This is a genomic window from Conyzicola nivalis (genome assembly GCF_014639655.1).
Taxonomy (GTDB): Bacteria; Actinomycetota; Actinomycetes; order Actinomycetales; family Microbacteriaceae; genus Conyzicola; species Conyzicola nivalis.
In genome coordinates this window covers 130,626-147,292 of record NZ_BMGB01000002.1, presented here as the reverse complement: position 1 = coordinate 147,292, position 16,667 = coordinate 130,626, and the positions used below count along the sequence as shown (strand labels likewise).

Here is a 16,667-nt window from a genome sequence, read left to right as displayed (position 1 = left end):
CGCTAGGCGCCGAAGCCGTCGAGCCAGCCGAGGTCGGCCCACCGCGACCCGTGCCCGGTGACGGTGACGGTGCGTGCCTCGACCCCGTCGTCGCTCACGACTCCGCCGACGGGCCGCACGATGTCGAGCTGCAGCCACTCGTCGGTGATGCCGTCGAGCAGGCCTTCACCCCACTCGACCACCACGATCGACGCCGGGAAGTCGATGTCGAGGTCATCGAGTTCGATGGCGCTCGAGAGCCGGTAGGCGTCGACGTGCACGAGCGGCGCCCCGTCGGCGCGCGGATGCGTGCGGGCGAGAACGAAGGTGGGGCTCGTCACCGCGCCGCGCACGCCGAGCGCCGCCCCGAGCCCGCGCGTGAGCGTGGTCTTGCCCGCGCCGAGTTCGCCGTTCAGCGTGACGAGGTCGCCGGCGCGCACCTGGGCGGCGAGCAGCGCACCGAGCGCGCCCATCTCCTCGGGGGTGGCGATCGTGAGCAGCATCAGACGTACCTGCGGCTCACCCGGCCGCCGATGCGGGTCACGATCTCATAGTTGATGGTGGACGCGGCTTCCGCCCAGTCGCTCGCGCTCGGCACACCGGTGGCTGGATCGCCGAACAGCACGGCGCGGTCGCCCACGCGCACGGGGTGGTCGCCGACGTCGACCACGAACTGGTCCATGGCCACACGGCCGCTGATCGTGAACCGTCGCCCTTTGATCGACACGGGTCCGGCGCCCGAGGCGTGCCTCGGCACCCCGTCGGCGTAGCCGATGGGCACGAGCGCGAGGGTGGACTCGCCCGCCGTGACGTAGTCGTGCCCGTACGAGACGCCGCTGCCCGCCGCGACCCGCTTGACCGACACGATCTCGGCGCTGAGCTCCATCGCAGGGGTGAGGCCCAGGTCGGCGCTCGACGCGTCGTCGAACGGCGACAGCCCGTAGGCGGCGACGCCGACCCGGACGAGCCCGAACCGTGCGCCCGGCAGTCGCAGGGCACCGGCGCTCGCGGCGAGGTGCACGACCTCGGGGTCGAGACCGGCGGCGACCGCCTGTTCGAGCATCGCCGTGAATCGCCGCACCTGCGCGGCATCCGCACTCTCGCCCGCGTTCGCGAGGTGGCTGAAGAATCCGCGCACCCGGATGCGCCCCGCCCCCTCGTGGCGGGCCGCCGCCTGGAAGAGGGCAGCGCAGTCGGCCTCGCTCGCGCCGTTGCGCCCGAGGCCCGAATCGACCTTGAGGTGCACGACCGCGGTTCCAGATGACGCGGCGACACGCTCCAATTGCTCGAGGTGGTTGACCCCGATCTCGACCCCGGCGGCGGTCGCGGAGGCGAAGTCGGCGTCGCTGCCGTGCAGCCAGGCGAGCAGGGGGGCGTCGATTCCGGCGGCGCGCAGGGCGAGGGCCTCGTCGATCTCGACGACGCCGAGCGCGGCGGCACCGCCCTCGACCGCGGCACGCGCGCTCTCGACGGCGCCGTGGCCGTAGCCGTTGGCCTTCACCACGACCATCACGTCGGCGCCGTCGACCGCACGGCGGACGGTCTCGACGTTGCGGCTGATCGCCCCGAGGTCGATGCGGGCCTCGCGCAGGGCGGCCACTACTCCCCCTCGGCGATCACGTAGGCGACGGCGACTCCCGCGTCGTGGCTCATCGACAGGTGCACCGAGGTGACACCGCGGTTGCGCGCGACGGTAGCCGCGGCATCCGAAAGCTCGAACGACGGATTGCCGTGTGCGTCGGAGACCACGCGCATGTGATGCCACCTGATGCCGGTGGATTCACCGAGCGCCTTGATGAGCGCCTCCTTCGCGGCGAAACGGCCGGCGAGCGAGCGCAGGGCGAGCACGCGCTCGCCACTGACCAGCTCGACGTCGGCGAAGAGCCGCGCCTTGAGCGCCGGCGTGCGGCTGAGGGCGCGCTCGAACCTGGCGAGGTCGACCACGTCGACGCCGATGCCGACGATCACTTCGTTACTCCACCGTGACGGACTTCGCGAGGTTGCGCGGCTGGTCGACGTCGAGGCCCTTGGCGGCCGCGAGCTCCATGCCGAAGATGTGCAGCGGCACGACGGCGAGCAGGGGCTCGAACAGCGAACCGGCGAGCGGGATCGGGATGACCTCGTCGGCGAAGGGCAGCACGGCGGCGTCGCCCTTCTCGGCGATCGCGATGACGCGGGCACCGCGGGCGCGGATCTCCTGGATGTTGGAGACGACCTTGGGGTGCAACGAGTCGGGGTCGCGCGGGCTCGGCACGACCACGAAGACGACCTGGCCGGGCTCGATGAGCGCGATCGGGCCGTGCTTGAGCTCGCCGGCGGCGAAGCCTTCCGCGTGGATGTAGGCGAGCTCCTTGAGCTTGAGGGCGCCCTCGAGGGCCACCGGGAAGCCGACGTTGCGGCCGAGGAACAGCACCGACTGGGTGTCGGTCATCCAGTGCGCGAGCTGGCCGATCGACTGCGAGGCGACGAGCACCTCTTCGATCTTCTCGGGGATCGCGACGAGCTCGTCGGAGTACTCGGCGATCTGCTCTTCGGTGAGCGTGCCGCGCACCTCGCCGAGGTGCAGGCCGAGGAGGTAGAGCGCGGTGACCTGGGCGACGAACGCCTTGGTCGAGGCGACCGCGACCTCGGGGCCGGCGTGCGTGTAGATGACGGCGTGCGATTCGCGCGGGATGGTGGCGCCCTGCGTGTTGCAGACCGAGAGCACGCGGGCGCCGGCGGCGGTTGCGTACTTGACGGCCATCAGGGTGTCCATGGTCTCGCCGCTCTGGCTGATCGAGACGACGAGCGTGCGCTCGGTCAGGATCGGGTCGCGGTAGCGGAACTCGTGCGAGAGCTCGACGTCGACGGGGATTCGCGACCACTTCTCGATCGCGTACTTGCCGAGCATTCCGGCGTAGGCGGCGGTGCCGCAGGCGATGATGACGATGCGGTCGATGTTCGCGAGAACGTCGTCACCGAGCGGCTCGAGCTCGGGCAGGCGGACCTTGTGGTCGACGACGCGGCCGAGCAGCGTCTTGGCGACGGCCTCGGGCTCTTCGCTGATCTCCTTGGCCATGAAGCTCGACCATCCGCCCTTCTCGGCGGCGGCGGCGTCCCAAGCGATTTCGAACTCCTCGGTCTCGACCGGGTTGCCGAAGAAGTCGGTCACCTCGACCGAGTCGGTACGGAGTGTAACGATTTGGTCCTGACCGATCGCCACGGCGCGTCGCGTGAACTCGACGAAGGCCGCGACGTCGGATCCGAGGAAGTTCTCGCCGTCGCCGAGTCCGATGACGAGGGGCGAGTTGCGGCGGGCGCCGACGACGACGCCGGGCTCGTCCTCGTGCATCACGAGCAGGGTGAAGGCGCCGTGCAGCTTGTCGACGACGACGCGCATGGCCTCGGTCAGGTTGCCGGTCTCCTGGTAGGCGTGGCCGACGAGGATGGCCGCGACCTCGGAGTCGGTGTCGCTCGTGAAGGTCTCGCCCTTGGCGAGCAGGTCCTGCTTGAGGTCGTAGAAGTTCTCGATGATCCCGTTGTGGATCAGCGCCAGCTTGCCGTTGTCGCCGAGCTGGGGGTGGGCGTTGCGGTCGGTCGGGCCGCCGTGGGTGGCCCAACGGGTGTGGCCGATTCCGGTGGCGCCGTTTCCGATCGGGTGCTGCTCGAGCTCGTCGACGAGCATCTGCAGCTTGCCGCTCTTCTTGCGCGAGTCGATGTGACCGCTCGGGTCGATGATCGCCACCCCGGCGGAGTCGTAGCCCCGATATTCGAGTCGCTTCAGCCCGCCCAGGAGCACTTCAAGAGACTTGTTGTCACCGACATAACCCACGATTCCGCACATGAGCAAAGATTTTACGGTATCTACGCGTGCCCGGTGGACCCGATGCAGCGTCGGGGTTGTCGGCGGACATGCCCGGGGGTGACGGACCGTGGGTATGGCCGTGATCGAGGGCCGCATCCGCACCCCCGATAGGCTGAACAGGATGACTGACCGCGCTGGCACCAACGGCCACCTCTCCCCGTTCCTGGAGATCAACCGCCACGACTGGGCGGCGCTGGCTCCGCACACCCGGTTGCCGCTCACCCAGACCGAGATCGTTCAGCTGCGTGGCCTGGGCGAGGTGCTCGACATGCAGGAGGTCAGCGAGGTTTTCGTTCCGCTCAGCCGGCTGCTCAACCTGTACGTCTCCGGTGCCCGCAACCTGCACCACCAGACCACCGAATTCCTGGGCGCGAGCACCAGCAGCACCCCGTTCGTGATCGGTGTCGCGGGCTCGGTCGCCGTGGGCAAGTCGACCGTGGCCCGCCTGCTGCGCGAACTGCTGGCCCGCTGGGACGACACTCCCCGGGTCGAGCTGGTTACCACCGACGGCTTCCTCTACCCGAACGCCGAGCTCGAGCGCCGCGGCATCATGGACCGCAAGGGTTTCCCGGAGTCGTACGACCGCCGGGCGCTGCTGCGATTCGTCACCCAGGTCAAGAGCGGGGTGGCAGAGGTGCGGTCGCCGTTCTATTCGCACCTGCACTATGACATCGTGCCCGACGCCGAGATCGTCGTGCGCCAGCCGGACGTGTTGATCGTCGAGGGTCTCAACGTGCTGCAGCCCGCCGCTCCCGGCCACCGCCTGGCCGTGAGCGACCTGTTCGACTTCACGATCTACGTCGACGCCCGCACCAGCGACATCGCCACCTGGTACGAGGAGCGTTTCCTCAGCCTGCAGCGTGGCGCGTTCGCGAACCCGCGCAGCTTCTTCCACCGCTTCGCGTCGTTAAGCGAAGACGAGGCGCGCGCTCGTGCCAGGGGCATCTGGACGAGCATCAACGAACCGAACCTGGAGAAGAACATCCTCCCCACGAAGGCCCGAGCGTCGCTCGTGCTGCGCAAAAACGCCGACCACGCGGTCGACAGCGTGTTGCTGCGCAAGATCTGACGGTCGCCGGGAGGCAGCGGGGCGCGCCCCGACAGGACGTATCGGCGGCGACGGCCCGTCAACAGGAAGGATTCGGAGCGTCGGCCCGTCGCGTCCTGTTGAAGAAGCGGGCGGGGCCGGATGACGCGACGGTGAAGTTAGAGCTTCAGCTCCATGAGCACGATGTCGGCGAGCTCGTGCGCGATGCGGTCGGCGGTCGCCTGGTCGGCGGCCTCCACCATCACGCGCACCATCGGCTCGGTTCCCGAGGGACGCAGCAGCACGCGGCCGGTGTCGCCGAGTTCTGCCTCGGCCTCCTTCACCGCGAGGGCGATGGCTTCGCTCGACTTCAGCGAGTGGTGGTCGACGCCGCGCACGTTCACCATGATCTGCGGGTACACCGTCATCACCGAGGCGAGCTCGGCGAGCGACTTGCCCGTGCGCGCCATCTCGGCGAGCAGGTGCATGCCGGTGAGGATTCCGTCGCCGGTGGTGGCGTACTCGCTCATGATCACGTGACCACTCTGCTCGCCACCGAGGGAGAGGCTCTTCTCGTTGAGCGCCTCGAGCACGTAGCGGTCGCCCACGGAGGTCTGGAGAACCGTGATGCCGTTCTCCTCCATGGCGACCCGCAGGCCGAGATTGCTCATCACCGTCGCGACGAGGGTGTCGTCCTTCAGCAGCCCGCGCTCTTTCATCGACAGCGCGATGATGGCCATGATCTGGTCGCCGTCGACGACATTGCCGAGGTGGTCGACCGCGAGGCAGCGGTCGGCATCGCCGTCGTGCGCGATTCCGACGTCTGCGCCGTGCTCGAGCACGGCACGTGCCAGGTTGTCGAGGTGGGTCGACCCCACGCCGTCGTTGATGTTGTAGCCGTCCGGCTCGGCGCCGATGACGGTGACCGTGGCGCCGGCGTCGGTGAAGACCTGGGGCGAGACGCCGGCCGCTGCACCGTTGGCGCAGTCGAGCACGACGTGGATGCCGTCGAGGCGGTGCGGAAGCGTCGACAGCAGGTGCACGACGTAGCGGTCTTCCGCGTCGGCGAAGCGACGGATGAACCCGACCTCGACGCCGGTCGGGGAGAGTTTCTTCGCCCCGAGCGCGAGCTCGATGCGGTCTTCCACGACGTCGGGAAGCTTCGTGCCACCGACGGCGAAGAACTTGATGCCGTTGTCGGGCGCCGGGTTGTGCGACGCGGAGATCATGACGCCGAAATCGGCTTTGAAATCCGCGGTGAGGAACGCCGCGGCGGGGGTCGGGATGACGCCGGCGTCGTAGACGTCGACTCCCGAGCTCGCGAGTCCCGCGGCGACTGCGGCCGAGAGGAACTCGCCCGACACGCGGGGATCCCTCGCGACAACCGCGATCGGCCGGCGCCCCGAAGCGCGCCGACCGTCAGCGTGTTGTCCTTTACCAAGTACGACGGCTGCCGCCTGGGCAAGCCCAAGCGCCAGCTCCACCGTCAGGTCTTCGTTCGCTAGACCGCGAACACCGTCTGTGCCGAAGAGCCTTGGCATAGAACGCGTTTTAGCGCTTCGAGAACTGCGAAGCCTTGCGAGCCTTCTTGAGACCGGCCTTCTTGCGCTCGATGACGCGAGCGTCACGAGTGAGGAAGCCAGCCTTCTTCAGGGCCGCACGGTTGTTCTCACGGTCGATGCCGTTGAGCGAACGCGCGATGGCGAGACGCAGTGCGCCCGCCTGGCCCGAGGGGCCGCCGCCGGTGATCTTGGCGACGACGTCGTAGGAGCCGAGAAGATCGAGGACCTTGAACGGGTCGTTGATCAGCTGCTGGTGCAGCTTGTTCGGGAAGTACTCGGCGAGCTCGCGACCGTTGACGGTCGCGGTTCCGGTGCCGGGCGTGATGCGCACGCGGGCGATGGCCTGCTTGCGACGGCCGACGGCTGCGCCGGGAACGTTGAGTACTGCACGGGGAACCTTGACAGCCGCCTCGGCGGGAGTCTCGGTCGAGTAGCTCTGAGGAGCTTCTTCGATGATGTCTGAAATCTGGGCCACGGTAGTTACGTCCTTAGTTTCTAAGCCGGCGCTACTGAGCGACCTGGGAAAGGGTGTAGATCTTCGGCTGCTGTGCAGCGTGAGGGTGCTCGGTGCCGGTGTAGACCTTGAGCTTGGTCAGCTGTGCGCGACCAATCGAGTTCTTGGGGAGCATGCCGCGAACAGCCTTCTCCACCGCGCGGGTCGGGTGCTTCTCGAGCAGCTCCGAGTACGTGGTAGCCGTCAGGCCGCCCGGGTAACCCGAGTGGCGGTAGGCCTTCTTCTGCAGGAGCTTGGAGCCGGTGAGGGCGACCTTCTCCGCGTTGATGATGATGACGAAGTCGCCCATGTCCATGTGGGGAGCGAACGTCGCCTTGTGCTTGCCGCGCAGGAGCGCTGCAACGTGGCTGGCGAGACGGCCGAGAACGATGTTCTCTGCGTCGATGATGAGCCAGTCGCGCTGGACATCCTCCGGCGTGGGGGAAAAAGTACGAGTCACAGTAGTGCTGCCTTCTTGATCGAGTGAGTTGTTCGTGAATCCCGCTCCGATGGACCGTTTCTCGTCGCAATGCGAGGGAACGACGCCGGTGGAGGGCTCATGATCGGATGTCGCGCACAGGGGCGTAGACACCAAGGGTCAACACTAGTCCACGGGTGGGTGTTCAGTCAAAAGGCCCTCGGATGCGCCTCGCGCGAACTCCTCCGCCTCTTTCTCGCGGGCGGCGAGTATCGCCTGCCCCTCGGCATGCCGCATCGCGGTGATCCGGTCGTCCCACACCACGACGCCACGGCGACGGCGGGTGAGCTCGGCGCGGTCCTCCATCTCGTGGTCCTCGGGATAGCCCACCTCGGCGAAAATGAGACCCTTCGCGGGCATCACCTTGAAGTCGCTCGTGCGCTCGAGCTGGTCGCGCAGTACGGCGAGGCTCTCGATGCCGAGCTTGCCCTCTCCCACGGCGACGCACGCGCCGACGAGCGCGCGCACCATGCTGTGGCAGAACGCGTCGGCCTTGATGTGCGCGACGAGAACGCCGTCGTCGAGGCGTTGCCAGCTGAACTCCTGCAGTTCGCGGATGGTGGTCGATCCCGGGCGCGGTTTGCAGTAGGAGGCCCAGTCGTGGAGGCCGACGAGCGAGAACGCCGCGAGCTGCATGGCGGCGAGGTCGAGCTTGGCGTGGTGCCAGACGGTGTGGTTGCGCACCAGCGGATTTCGGGGAGCCGCGGCATCCGCGACCCTGTATTCGTAGCGACGCCAGATCGCGGAGAAGCGGGCGTCGAATCCCTCGGGCGCCCAGCTCGCGTCGGTGACCCAGACGTCGCTGTCGAGGCCGGCCAGGCCGTTGAGGCGTCGCGCGAGCGCGGCGGGTGCCTGGTTCTGCGGCGCGCCGGGGCCGCCGCGGTGTTTCTGCAGTTTCGCGATCTGCGCCGGGTTGAGGTCGACGTGGGCGACCTGCCCGCGCGCGTGCACGCCCGCGTCCGTGCGGCCGGCGACGGTGAGCACCGGGGGCTCGCCGTACTTGCGCAGGATCACTGCGAGGGCGTGCTCGAGTTCGCCCTGGACGGTGCGCAGATTCGGCTGGCTGCCCCAGCCGGAGAAGTTCGTTCCGTCGTAGGAAATGTCCAGTCGCACTCGTCGGGTCGCTTGGTTTTCCACTCAGCGAGTCTAGGCTTGTGGGGTGCGCAGATCGAATGCGCCCCTCTCTTCATGACCCCCACTGCCGGTCTCGTCGGCGGCGGCGTTCGTCATCGGCGGCGACGTGCTCGTGGGCATCGGCCGCCAGCTGCTCGGCGCTTCCACGTTCAGCTACAACTGGCTGTCGATCGCAGCTTTACCTGCTCTGGCCGCTCGGGTTCGTGCTGCTCCGCGCGGGTTAAACAGAACGGCCCCGCTCGACGAGCGGGGCCGTTCCAGATGAAGAGAGGGACTACTTGGCGTCCTCGGCTGCGGGAGCCTCGGTCGTCTCGTCGGTCGCGGTCTCGTCGACGAGGTTCTCGTCGGTCGCGTCCTCTTCGAGTACGGGCTCGTCGACGACGGTCTCGTTCACGACGGGAGCGTCGGAAGCGTTGGCCTTCGCCGTCTTCTTGGCCGACTTCGGCTTCGGGGTGACGGGCTCGAGAACGAGCTCAATCTGCACCATCGAAGCGTTGTCGCCCTTGCGGAAGCCGAGCTTGGTGATGCGCGTGTAGCCACCCTCGCGGTCGGCTACGAGGGGAGCGACCTCGGTGAACAGCTCGTGCACGACGGTCTTGTCACCGATGGTGGCAAGAACGCGACGACGGGCGTGCAGGTCTCCGCGCTTGGCGAAGGTGACCATGCGCTCGACGAGGGGGCGCATGCGCTTGGCCTTCGTCTCGGTGGTCTTGATGCTCTTGTGGGTGATGAGCGATGCCGCGAGGTTCGCGAGCATCAGGCGCTCGTGCGCCGGTCCGCCGCCGAGGCGGGGTCCCTTGGTTGGTGCTGCCATTAGTTAATCTCCAGTAGGTGAGGAAGTCGAAATCGAGAACGCCGAATTAGGCGGTGGGCTCTTCGTCGTCGTAGCCGCCGTAGAAGTGGGCGCCATCGAAGCCGGGAACCGAGTCCTTGAGGGACAGTCCCATCTCGACGAGCTTGTCCTTGACCTCGTCGACCGACTTCTGACCGAAGTTGCGGATGTTCATGAGCTGCGTCTCCGACAGTGCGACGAGTTCGCTCACGGTGTTGATTCCCTCACGCTTGAGGCAGTTGTAGCTGCGCACAGACAGGTCGAGGTCTTCAATGGGCATGCTCAGCTCGCTGGAGAGGACGGCGTCGACCGGCGCGGGGCCGATCTCGATGCCCTCGGCGGCGGTGTTGAGCTCGCGGGCCAGGCCGAACAGCTCGGTCAGCGTGCGACCGGCCGAAGCGATGGCGTCGCGCGGGGTGATCGCCGGCTTCGTCTCGACGTCGACGACCAGGCGGTCGAAGTCGGTGCGCTCACCGGCACGAGTAGCCTCGACGCGGTAGGTGACCTTGAGAACGGGCGAGTAGATCGAGTCGACCGGGATCTGGCCGGCTTCGCTGAACTCGCTGCGGTTCTGCGTAGCGGAGACGTAGCCGCGGCCGCGCTCGATGGTGAGTTCGAGTTCGAACTTCGCCTTCTCGTTCAGCGTCGCGATGAGAAGCTCGGGGTTGTGGATCTCGACACCGGCCGGAGCCGAGATGTCGGCGGCCGTGACCTGGCCGGCACCCTGCTTGCGCAGGTACGCCGTGATGGGCTCGTCGTGCTCGCTCGAGACGACGAGGCCCTTGATGTTGAGGATGACCTCGGTGACGTCTTCCTTGACACCGGGAACGGTGCTGAACTCGTGGAGGACGCCGTCGATGCGGATGCTCGTGACAGCAGCGCCGGGGATCGACGAGAGAAGGGTACGGCGAAGCGAGTTGCCGAGGGTGTAACCGAAGCCGGGTTCGAGCGGCTCGATGACGAACCGCGAACGGAACTCGGAAATGTTCTCTTCGGCAAGAGTGGGACGCTGTGCAATCAGCACTGGTGATTCCTTTCGGCAAAGTGTCCGCTATATGACACTTGGGGTGCGACGGGTGGCGGGCCGGTCGTTTGTTGAGTTGTGAAAGAACTAGATGGTTGAGCAGCCGCCTGCGGCGCATCGAAACCTGAGTCTCGATACGGCCGCCGGCGGCCTACTCAACCAGCGAAGCTGATTAGACGCGGCGACGCTTGGGCGGGCGGCAACCGTTGTGCGCCTGCGGGGTGACGTCGCTGATCTGTCCGACCTCGAGGCCAGCGGCCTGAAGCGAACGGATGGCGGTCTCGCGGCCTGAACCCGGTCCCTTGACGAAAACGTCGACCTTCTTCATGCCGTGCTCCTGCGCCTGGCGAGCGGCGGACTCCGCCGAAAGCTGTGCGGCGAACGGGGTCGACTTACGCGAACCCTTGAAGCCGACGGTTCCCGACGACGCCCAGCTGATAACAGCTCCGGTGGGGTCGGTGATCGTCACGATCGTGTTGTTGAACGTCGACTTGATGTGGGCCTGGCCCACGGCGATGTTCTTCTTTTCCTTCTTGCGAGGCTTACGAGCCGCGGCTTTTGGTGCTGCCATTATTTTCTCCGAAGTCTTATGTACGTACGGGCGTTGAAGGCGTAGTCACTGGCGAGGCCAGGGACTAGCGCGCCTTCTTCTTGCCGGCTACGGTGCGCTTCGGGCCCTTGCGGGTACGAGCGTTGGTCTTGGTGCGCTGGCCGTGGACCGGAAGTCCACGACGGTGGCGGATGCCCTGGTAGGAGCCGATCTCGACCTTGCGGCGGATGTCGGCGGCTACCTCGCGTCGGAGGTCACCTTCTACCTTGAAGTTGACTTCGATGTAGTCACGAAGTGCGATGAGCTGATCGTCGGTGAGATCCTTTACGCGGATCTCGCCGCTGACCTGGGTGTCGGCGAGCGTTTTGAGAGCGCTCGTGCGGCCAACACCGTAGATGTAAGTCAGTGCGACCTCTACGCGCTTGTCGCGCGGGATGTCGACGCCGGCTAGACGTGCCATGGTGGCTTCTCCTGTTACCTATTGGAGGTCTGTAGCAGCTCCTGTGCACCGGCCTCCAACCGATGGTGTCCCCCGGCGAACCGGGATCTGGAGTTGCTATGTAGTTGTACTGTGTTGCGCTAGTAGACCCGCGGGTCTACTTAGCCCTGGCGCTGCTTGTGACGAGGGTTTTCGCAGATGACCATCACGTTGCCGTTACGGCGGATGACCTTGCACTTGTCACAGATCTTCTTGACGCTGGGGTTGACCTTCATTGTGATTCCTTGTGTGTCGCTGTCGTCGTGCTCCCGGGATGCCGGGGGCCGTTACTTTCCAGCAAACGGTTACTTGTAGCGGCGGTTTACTTGTACCTGTAAACGATCCGACCGCGGGTCAGGTCGTAAGGGCTCAACTCCACGATCACGCGGTCCTCGGGGAGGATGCGGATGTAGTGCTGGCGCATCTTGCCCGAGATGTGAGCAAGAACACGGTGGCCGTTGGTCAGCTCAACGCGGAACATTGCGTTGGGCAGAGCTTCGACTACTGCGCCTTCGATTTCGATGACACCGTCTTTTTTGGCCATAGCCTCTTCGTCGCTAAAAGTATTGTTTGATGGTCGTGCGTGGATAGTGGCGCTTCCCGGCCCCGGAAAGGGCAACGGCGGCACGACAAAAGTCGGCATGAAACACCAAAGATCAAGCTTAGGTCATTACCGCGCGTTTCGCCAAGTCCGGCCTATACTCCGCGATGTCGGATGTCGCGGCTCAGCGAAGAGGAACGGGGACGACGCCGAGCGGCGCCAGTGCGGCCGCACCCCCGTCGGCCGCGGTGAGCACCCAGATGCCGCCGGCGTGCACCGCTACGGAATGCTCCCAGTGCGCGGCCATCGTGCCATCGACCGTCGCTACGGTCCAGTCGTCGGCGAGGGTCACGGTGTCGATCGTGCCGCCGGTGAGCATCGGCTCGATGGCGACGGCCAGTCCGACCTTCACCTCCGGACCCTTCTCGCGCACGCGGTAGTTGAAGACGGGCGGGTCCTCGTGCATCGATCGGCCGATGCCGTGGCCGGTGTAGTCCTCGATGATGCCGAAGTCACCCTGCGATTCGATGTATTCCTCGATCGCGGCGCCGACCTGGTTCAGGCGCTTGACGCTGGCGAGGGCGGCGATTCCGCGCCAGAGCGATTGCTCCGTGACATCCGAAAGCCTCTGCCGTTCGGCGACCAGCTCGGGGCGCGACGGGTCGGGCACCACGACGCTGAACGCGGAGTCGCCGTTCCAGCCGTCGAGCTGGGCGCCGCAGTCGATCGACACGAGGTCGCCGGCCTGGATGATGCGCGGGCCGGGGATGCCGTGCACGACCTCCTCGTTCACGGAGGCGCAGATCGTGTGGCGGTAGCCGGGCACGAGCATGAAGTTCGGCTCGGCCCCCGCGTCGCGGATGACCTTCTCGGCGATCGCGTCGAGCTCGAGGGTGGTGATGCCCGGGGCGATCGCGGCGCGCACGGCATCGAGCGCGGCAGCCGTGATCAGGCCCGGTTCGGCCATGAGCGTGAGCTCGGCGGCCGACTTGTAGATGTTCGAGCGAAAAGCCACTACGCCGATTCGACGGAGGACTCGTTCGCGGCGATCCCGCGCTCGGCGAGGGCGTCGGCGATGCGGCCAGCGACGTCATCGATCTCGCCGAGGCCGTCGACCTCGATGAGCAGGCCACGGTCGCGGTAGACGGCGATGAGCGGGGAGGTCTCGCGGGCGTAGACCTCTTGACGGTGACGGATGGCGTCTTCCGTGTCATCCGTTCGACCCTGCTCGATCGCGCGCTTGCGCAGTCGGGCCACGACCTCGTCCTGGTCGGCGACCAACTGGATGACGGCGTCGAGGGCCTGCCCTTTGCCGGCGAGCAGCTCGTCGAGGTACTGCACCTGCTCGAGCGTGCGCGGGTAGCCGTCGAGGAGGAAGCCGTCGAGGGCGTCGTCTTCCTCGAGGCGGCTCTTCACCAGGGCGTTCGTCAGCTCGTCGGACACGTAGTCGCCCGAGTCGATGATCGCCTTGACCTGCACGCCGAGCGGCGTCTCGTTCTTGATGTTCGCGCGGAAGATGTCGCCGGTCGAGATGTCGGGGACGCCGTAGCCGGAGGTGATGCGCGCGGCCTGTGTTCCCTTGCCGGCGCCGGGAGGGCCGACGATCAGGAGGCGGGTCAACGGAGCAGACCCTCGTAGTGACGCTGCTGGAGCTGCGAGTCGATCTGCTTGACCGTCTCGAGTCCGACACCGACGATGATCAGGATGCTCGCGCCACCGAACGGGAAGTTCTGGTTGGCACCGACCGTCGCGAGGGCGATGAGCGGGATGAGCGCGATCAGTCCGAGGTAGAGCGAACCGGGAAGGGTCACCCGCGTCAGCACGTAGTCGAGGTATTCGGCGGTCGGGCGGCCGGCACGGATGCCGGGGATGAATCCGCCGTACTTCTTCATGTTGTCGGCGACCTCTTCGGGGTTGAAGGTGATCGCGACGTAGAAGTAGGTGAAGCCGATGATGAGCAGGAAGTAGACGGCCATGTACAGCGGGTTGTCGCCCGAGGTCAGGTTGTTCTGGATCCAGGTGACCCACTCTGCGGGAGCTTCGCCAGCCGCGGGCTGGTTGAACTGCGCGATGAGGGCCGGCAGGTAGAGCAAGGATGACGCGAAGATGACGGGCACGACGCCGGCCATGTTCACCTTGATCGGGATGTACGTGTTGTTGCCGCCGTAGGTGCGACGCCCGACCATGCGCTTGGCGTACTGCACAGGGATGCGCCGCTGCGATTGTTCGACGAACACCACCGCGGCCATGATCACGATGCCGACGACGATCGTGAGGATGAAGATCTCCCAGCCCTTGGACTGCTGGATGCTCCAGAGTGCGGCAGGGAAGGTGGCGGAGATGGAGGTGAAGATCAGCAGGGACATGCCGTTGCCGATGCCGCGCTCGGTGATGAGCTCGCCCATCCACATGATGAGGCCGGTGCCGGCGGTCATGGTGATGACCATGAGCATGATGGCGTACCAGGCGTCGTTGGTGATGAGGTTGTTGCACTCGGCGATGCCGGAGTTCGACGGGAAGAGCGCGCCGCTCCTTGCCACGGTGATGAGCGTCGTGGACTGCAGGATGCCGAGGGCGATCGTCAGGTAACGCGTGTACTGCGTGAGCTTCGCCTGGCCGGTCTGGCCCTCCTTGTAGAGGGTGTCGAAGTGCGGGATGACCACGCGGAGCAGCTGCACGATGATCGATGCCGTGATGTAGGGCATGATGCCGAGCGCGAAGATGGACAGCTGGAGCAGGGCTCCACCGCTGAAGAGGTTGACGAGGTCGTAGAGACCATCGGTGCCCGCGTTGCCGGCAAGACACAGTTGTACGTTGCCGAAATCGACGAACGGTGCGGGGATGAACGATCCCAGCCGGAACAGGGCAACAATACCGAGCGTGAACCCGATCTTCCTGCGCAGGTCTGGCGTACGGAAGATCCGCGCGACGGCTCTAAACACAAGTCCTCCAGGTTATCTAAGAGCAGAGGCCGGAGCGGGCCGCCGAGTTTTCGGCGGCCCGTCCTGACCAATGTCGACAGCCGCTAGGGTGGCCGTCTCAACGCGTGAGCGTTGTACTACTTGACCGAACCGCCTGCTGCGACGATCTTCTGCTCAGCAGAGCCGGAGACCTTGTCGACTGCAACGTTCAGCTTAACCGCAATGTCGCCATCGCCGAGAACCTTGACCTTCTCGTTCTTGCGAACGGCACCCTTGGCGACGAGGTCAGCGATCGTGACGTCTCCACCCTTGGGGTAGAGGTCGGCCAGCTTCTCGAGGTTGACGACCTGGTACTCGACACGGAACGGGTTCTTGAATCCGCGCAGCTTCGGCGAACGCATGACGAAGCCGATGTTTCCGGCTTCGAAGCCCGGGCGCACGTTGTAGCGCGCCTTGGTGCCCTTGGTACCGCGGCCCGCAGTCTTACCCTTGGAACCTTCACCGCGTCCGACGCGGGTCTTGTCCTTCTTCGCGCCGACTGCCGGGCGGAGGTGGTGGACCTTGAGAACCTGCGGACGGACATCCGCTTCGGCTGCCGGCTTCGTCGAGACGGACTTCGCAGCGCGAGGTCCCTTCTCGGCGGGAGCGGCGACGACCTCGGACGAGGCGTCTGCCTTGGCTGCGGCGGGGGCCTTAGCCTCTGCCTTCGCCTTGGCCTTGGCCGGAGCCTTCTCTGCCTTGGGGGCAGCAGCAGCCTTGTCGGCGGCAGCCTTGGGAGCTGCGGCCTTCTTGGCGGCGGGCGCCTTCTTCTCGGCTGCCGGAGCAGCCTTCTCAGCAGCGGCCTTGGGAGCAGCGGCCTTCTTCGCGGGTGCCTTTTTGGGGGCTACCGTTTCTTCTTCAGCCATTAGTCAATCTCCTCGACCTTGACGAGGTGAGCAACCGTGTTCACGTAGCCACGGTTCTGCTTGTTGTCCTCGCGAACCACAACGTCACCGATGCGGTGAAGCCCGAGGCTCCGCAGGGTGTCGCGCTGGTTCTGCTTCTCACTAATTTTGGACTTGATCTGGGTTACCTTCAGGCGAGCGGCCATCAGACACCTGCCTTAGCTTCTGCTTCGGCGCGCAGGAGGCGGGCCGGAACAACGTGCTCGACGGGGAGGCCACGACGTGCGGCAACCGCACGAGGCTCCTCGAGCTGCTTGAGGGCAGCGACCGTGGCGTGCACGATGTTGATCGTGTTCGACGAGCCGAGCGACTTGCTCAGGACATCATGGATGCCGGCGCACTCGAGGACGGCGCGAACCGGTCCACCAGCGATAACACCGGTACCGGCGGACGCCGGACGCAGCAGGACGACTCCGGCAGCGGCCTCACCCTGCACCGAGTGCGGGATGGTGACGCCGACGCGAGGAACGCGGAAGAAGTTCTTCTTCGCCTCTTCGACACCCTTGGAGATGGCGGTAGGCACTTCGCGCGCCTTGCCGTAGCCGATGCCGACCAGGCCGTTACCGTCTCCGACGACGACCAGAGCGGTGAAGCTGAAGCGACGACCACCCTTGACGACCTTGGACACGCGGTTGATGGTGACAACACGCTCGAGGAACTGGCTCTTCTCCGCGTCGCGGCTGTTGCCACGGTCGCGGTTCGGGCTGCGCTCGCGACCGCCACGGCGGGCCTCGCGAGGCTCGTTCGTGGTGTCGGTGGCGGGGGCGTCGACGACGACCTCGGCCGCAATGGCCTCGGCCGTAACTGCTGCCGGTGCCTCTGTTACTTCTGCAGCCACAACTGGCTCCTTAGATACATCG

Annotated in this window: 21 protein-coding genes; 1 reads left to right on the top strand and 20 read right to left on the bottom strand. The window is 66.3% G+C overall.

The window, feature by feature from the left end:
* Positions 1–2: 2 nt before the first annotated feature.
* The 4 genes from tsaE to glmS are packed head-to-tail and all read right to left on the bottom strand — an operon-like array spanning position 3 to position 3,802.
* The gene (tsaE, locus tag IEV96_RS14180) at positions 3–482 is read right to left on the bottom strand and encodes a tRNA (adenosine(37)-N6)-threonylcarbamoyltransferase complex ATPase subunit type 1 TsaE (RefSeq protein ID WP_229733423.1); all 480 of its coding nucleotides are present in this window, start codon (positions 480–482) and stop codon (positions 3–5) included.
* Entirely contained in the window at positions 482–1,579 is a 1,098-nt protein-coding gene (gene alr / locus IEV96_RS14175; RefSeq protein ID WP_188511413.1) for an alanine racemase, read from the bottom strand. The genes tsaE and alr overlap by 1 nt, the downstream gene beginning before the upstream one ends.
* Positions 1,579–1,947, bottom strand: a complete 369-nt coding sequence (locus tag IEV96_RS14170) for a holo-ACP synthase (RefSeq protein ID WP_188511412.1) — start codon at positions 1,945–1,947, stop codon at positions 1,579–1,581. The genes alr and IEV96_RS14170 overlap by 1 nt, the downstream gene beginning before the upstream one ends.
* A gap of 4 nt (positions 1,948–1,951) precedes the next feature.
* Positions 1,952–3,802, bottom strand: coding sequence for a glutamine--fructose-6-phosphate transaminase (isomerizing) (gene glmS / locus IEV96_RS14165; protein WP_188511411.1), 1,851 nt, complete (start codon positions 3,800–3,802; stop codon positions 1,952–1,954).
* Positions 3,803–3,944: 142 nt separating this feature from the next.
* Between glmS and coaA the strand changes: the two genes are divergently transcribed.
* Positions 3,945–4,892: a type I pantothenate kinase gene (gene coaA / locus IEV96_RS14160; protein ID WP_188511410.1), complete on the top strand. Its 948-nt coding sequence runs from the start codon at positions 3,945–3,947 to the stop codon at positions 4,890–4,892.
* A 137-nt stretch (positions 4,893–5,029) separates the two neighbouring features.
* Here the strand turns inward: coaA and glmM are convergent, their stop codons facing one another.
* From glmM to rpsE, 16 genes are all read right to left on the bottom strand, one after another.
* Positions 5,030–6,391: a phosphoglucosamine mutase gene (gene glmM / locus IEV96_RS14155; RefSeq protein WP_188511409.1), complete on the bottom strand. Its 1,362-nt coding sequence runs from the start codon at positions 6,389–6,391 to the stop codon at positions 5,030–5,032.
* A gap of 10 nt (positions 6,392–6,401) precedes the next feature.
* Positions 6,402–6,887 carry a 30S ribosomal protein S9 gene (gene rpsI / locus IEV96_RS14150; protein ID WP_188511408.1) on the bottom strand — a complete coding sequence of 162 codons (486 nt, stop codon included), beginning with the start codon at positions 6,885–6,887 and terminating at the stop codon, positions 6,402–6,404.
* 31 nt (positions 6,888–6,918) lie between these two features.
* On the bottom strand, positions 6,919–7,365 hold the full coding sequence (gene rplM, locus IEV96_RS14145; protein ID WP_188511407.1) for a 50S ribosomal protein L13: 447 nt from the start codon (positions 7,363–7,365) through the stop codon (positions 6,919–6,921).
* A gap of 144 nt (positions 7,366–7,509) precedes the next feature.
* Complete coding sequence (gene truA, locus IEV96_RS14140; RefSeq protein WP_188511406.1) at positions 7,510–8,520, bottom strand: tRNA pseudouridine(38-40) synthase TruA; 1,011 nt, start codon at positions 8,518–8,520, stop codon at positions 7,510–7,512.
* Between the two features lie 271 nt (positions 8,521–8,791).
* Positions 8,792–9,331, bottom strand: a complete 540-nt coding sequence (gene rplQ / locus IEV96_RS14135; RefSeq protein ID WP_188511405.1) for a 50S ribosomal protein L17 — start codon at positions 9,329–9,331, stop codon at positions 8,792–8,794.
* Positions 9,332–9,377: 46 nt separating this feature from the next.
* Positions 9,378–10,373 (bottom strand): DNA-directed RNA polymerase subunit alpha, encoded by a 996-nt coding sequence (locus tag IEV96_RS14130; protein ID WP_184232772.1) that lies wholly within the window; start codon positions 10,371–10,373, stop codon positions 9,378–9,380.
* Between the two features lie 172 nt (positions 10,374–10,545).
* A complete protein-coding gene (rpsK, locus tag IEV96_RS14125; RefSeq protein WP_188511404.1) occupies positions 10,546–10,944 on the bottom strand; it encodes a 30S ribosomal protein S11 in 399 nt (132 codons plus the stop codon).
* Positions 10,945–11,008: 64 nt separating this feature from the next.
* The gene (rpsM, locus tag IEV96_RS14120) at positions 11,009–11,383 is read right to left on the bottom strand and encodes a 30S ribosomal protein S13 (protein WP_188511403.1); all 375 of its coding nucleotides are present in this window, start codon (positions 11,381–11,383) and stop codon (positions 11,009–11,011) included.
* Between the two features lie 140 nt (positions 11,384–11,523).
* On the bottom strand, positions 11,524–11,637 hold the full coding sequence (rpmJ, locus tag IEV96_RS14115; protein WP_022883251.1) for a 50S ribosomal protein L36: 114 nt from the start codon (positions 11,635–11,637) through the stop codon (positions 11,524–11,526).
* 86 nt (positions 11,638–11,723) lie between these two features.
* On the bottom strand, positions 11,724–11,945 hold the full coding sequence (gene infA / locus IEV96_RS14110; RefSeq protein ID WP_055811571.1) for a translation initiation factor IF-1: 222 nt from the start codon (positions 11,943–11,945) through the stop codon (positions 11,724–11,726).
* Between the two features lie 181 nt (positions 11,946–12,126).
* The gene (gene map, locus IEV96_RS14105) at positions 12,127–12,957 is read right to left on the bottom strand and encodes a type I methionyl aminopeptidase (RefSeq protein ID WP_188511402.1); all 831 of its coding nucleotides are present in this window, start codon (positions 12,955–12,957) and stop codon (positions 12,127–12,129) included.
* On the bottom strand, positions 12,957–13,562 hold the full coding sequence (locus IEV96_RS14100; protein WP_188511401.1) for an adenylate kinase: 606 nt from the start codon (positions 13,560–13,562) through the stop codon (positions 12,957–12,959). Before IEV96_RS14100 ends, map begins: the two co-directional genes overlap by 1 nt.
* Positions 13,559–14,884 carry a preprotein translocase subunit SecY gene (secY, locus tag IEV96_RS14095; protein WP_188511400.1) on the bottom strand — a complete coding sequence of 442 codons (1,326 nt, stop codon included), beginning with the start codon at positions 14,882–14,884 and terminating at the stop codon, positions 13,559–13,561. Before secY ends, IEV96_RS14100 begins: the two co-directional genes overlap by 4 nt.
* 116 nt (positions 14,885–15,000) lie before the next feature.
* The gene (rplO, locus tag IEV96_RS14090; RefSeq protein WP_188511399.1) at positions 15,001–15,768 is read right to left on the bottom strand and encodes a 50S ribosomal protein L15; all 768 of its coding nucleotides are present in this window, start codon (positions 15,766–15,768) and stop codon (positions 15,001–15,003) included.
* On the bottom strand, positions 15,768–15,953 hold the full coding sequence (gene rpmD / locus IEV96_RS14085; protein WP_188511398.1) for a 50S ribosomal protein L30: 186 nt from the start codon (positions 15,951–15,953) through the stop codon (positions 15,768–15,770). Before rpmD ends, rplO begins: the two co-directional genes overlap by 1 nt.
* Entirely contained in the window at positions 15,953–16,645 is a 693-nt protein-coding gene (gene rpsE, locus IEV96_RS14080) for a 30S ribosomal protein S5 (protein ID WP_373282444.1), read from the bottom strand. The genes rpmD and rpsE overlap by 1 nt, the downstream gene beginning before the upstream one ends.
* Positions 16,646–16,667 lie beyond the last annotated feature (22 nt).

Bases quoted from the DNA above. Each gene is read 5' to 3' on its own strand.
- tsaE (WP_229733423.1), bottom strand. From the start codon at position 482: ATGCTGCTCACGATCGCCACCCCCGAGGAGATGGGCGCGCTCGGTGCG.
- rpmD (WP_188511398.1), bottom strand. From the start codon at position 15,953: ATGGCCGCTCGCCTGAAGGTAACCCAGATCAAGTCCAAAATTAGTGAG.
- rpsK (WP_188511404.1), bottom strand. From the start codon at position 10,944: ATGGCAGCACCAAAAGCCGCGGCTCGTAAGCCTCGCAAGAAGGAAAAG.
- coaA (WP_188511410.1), top strand. From the start codon at position 3,945: ATGACTGACCGCGCTGGCACCAACGGCCACCTCTCCCCGTTCCTGGAG.
- rpsM (WP_188511403.1), bottom strand. From the start codon at position 11,383: ATGGCACGTCTAGCCGGCGTCGACATCCCGCGCGACAAGCGCGTAGAG.
- glmM (WP_188511409.1), bottom strand. From the start codon at position 6,391: ATGCCAAGGCTCTTCGGCACAGACGGTGTTCGCGGTCTAGCGAACGAA.
- rplO (WP_188511399.1), bottom strand. From the start codon at position 15,768: ATGGCTGAAGAAGAAACGGTAGCCCCCAAAAAGGCACCCGCGAAGAAG.
- glmS (WP_188511411.1), bottom strand. From the start codon at position 3,802: ATGTGCGGAATCGTGGGTTATGTCGGTGACAACAAGTCTCTTGAAGTG.
- rplQ (WP_188511405.1), bottom strand. From the start codon at position 9,331: ATGGCAGCACCAACCAAGGGACCCCGCCTCGGCGGCGGACCGGCGCAC.
- rpmJ (WP_022883251.1), bottom strand. From the start codon at position 11,637: ATGAAGGTCAACCCCAGCGTCAAGAAGATCTGTGACAAGTGCAAGGTC.
- infA (WP_055811571.1), bottom strand. From the start codon at position 11,945: ATGGCCAAAAAAGACGGTGTCATCGAAATCGAAGGCGCAGTAGTCGAA.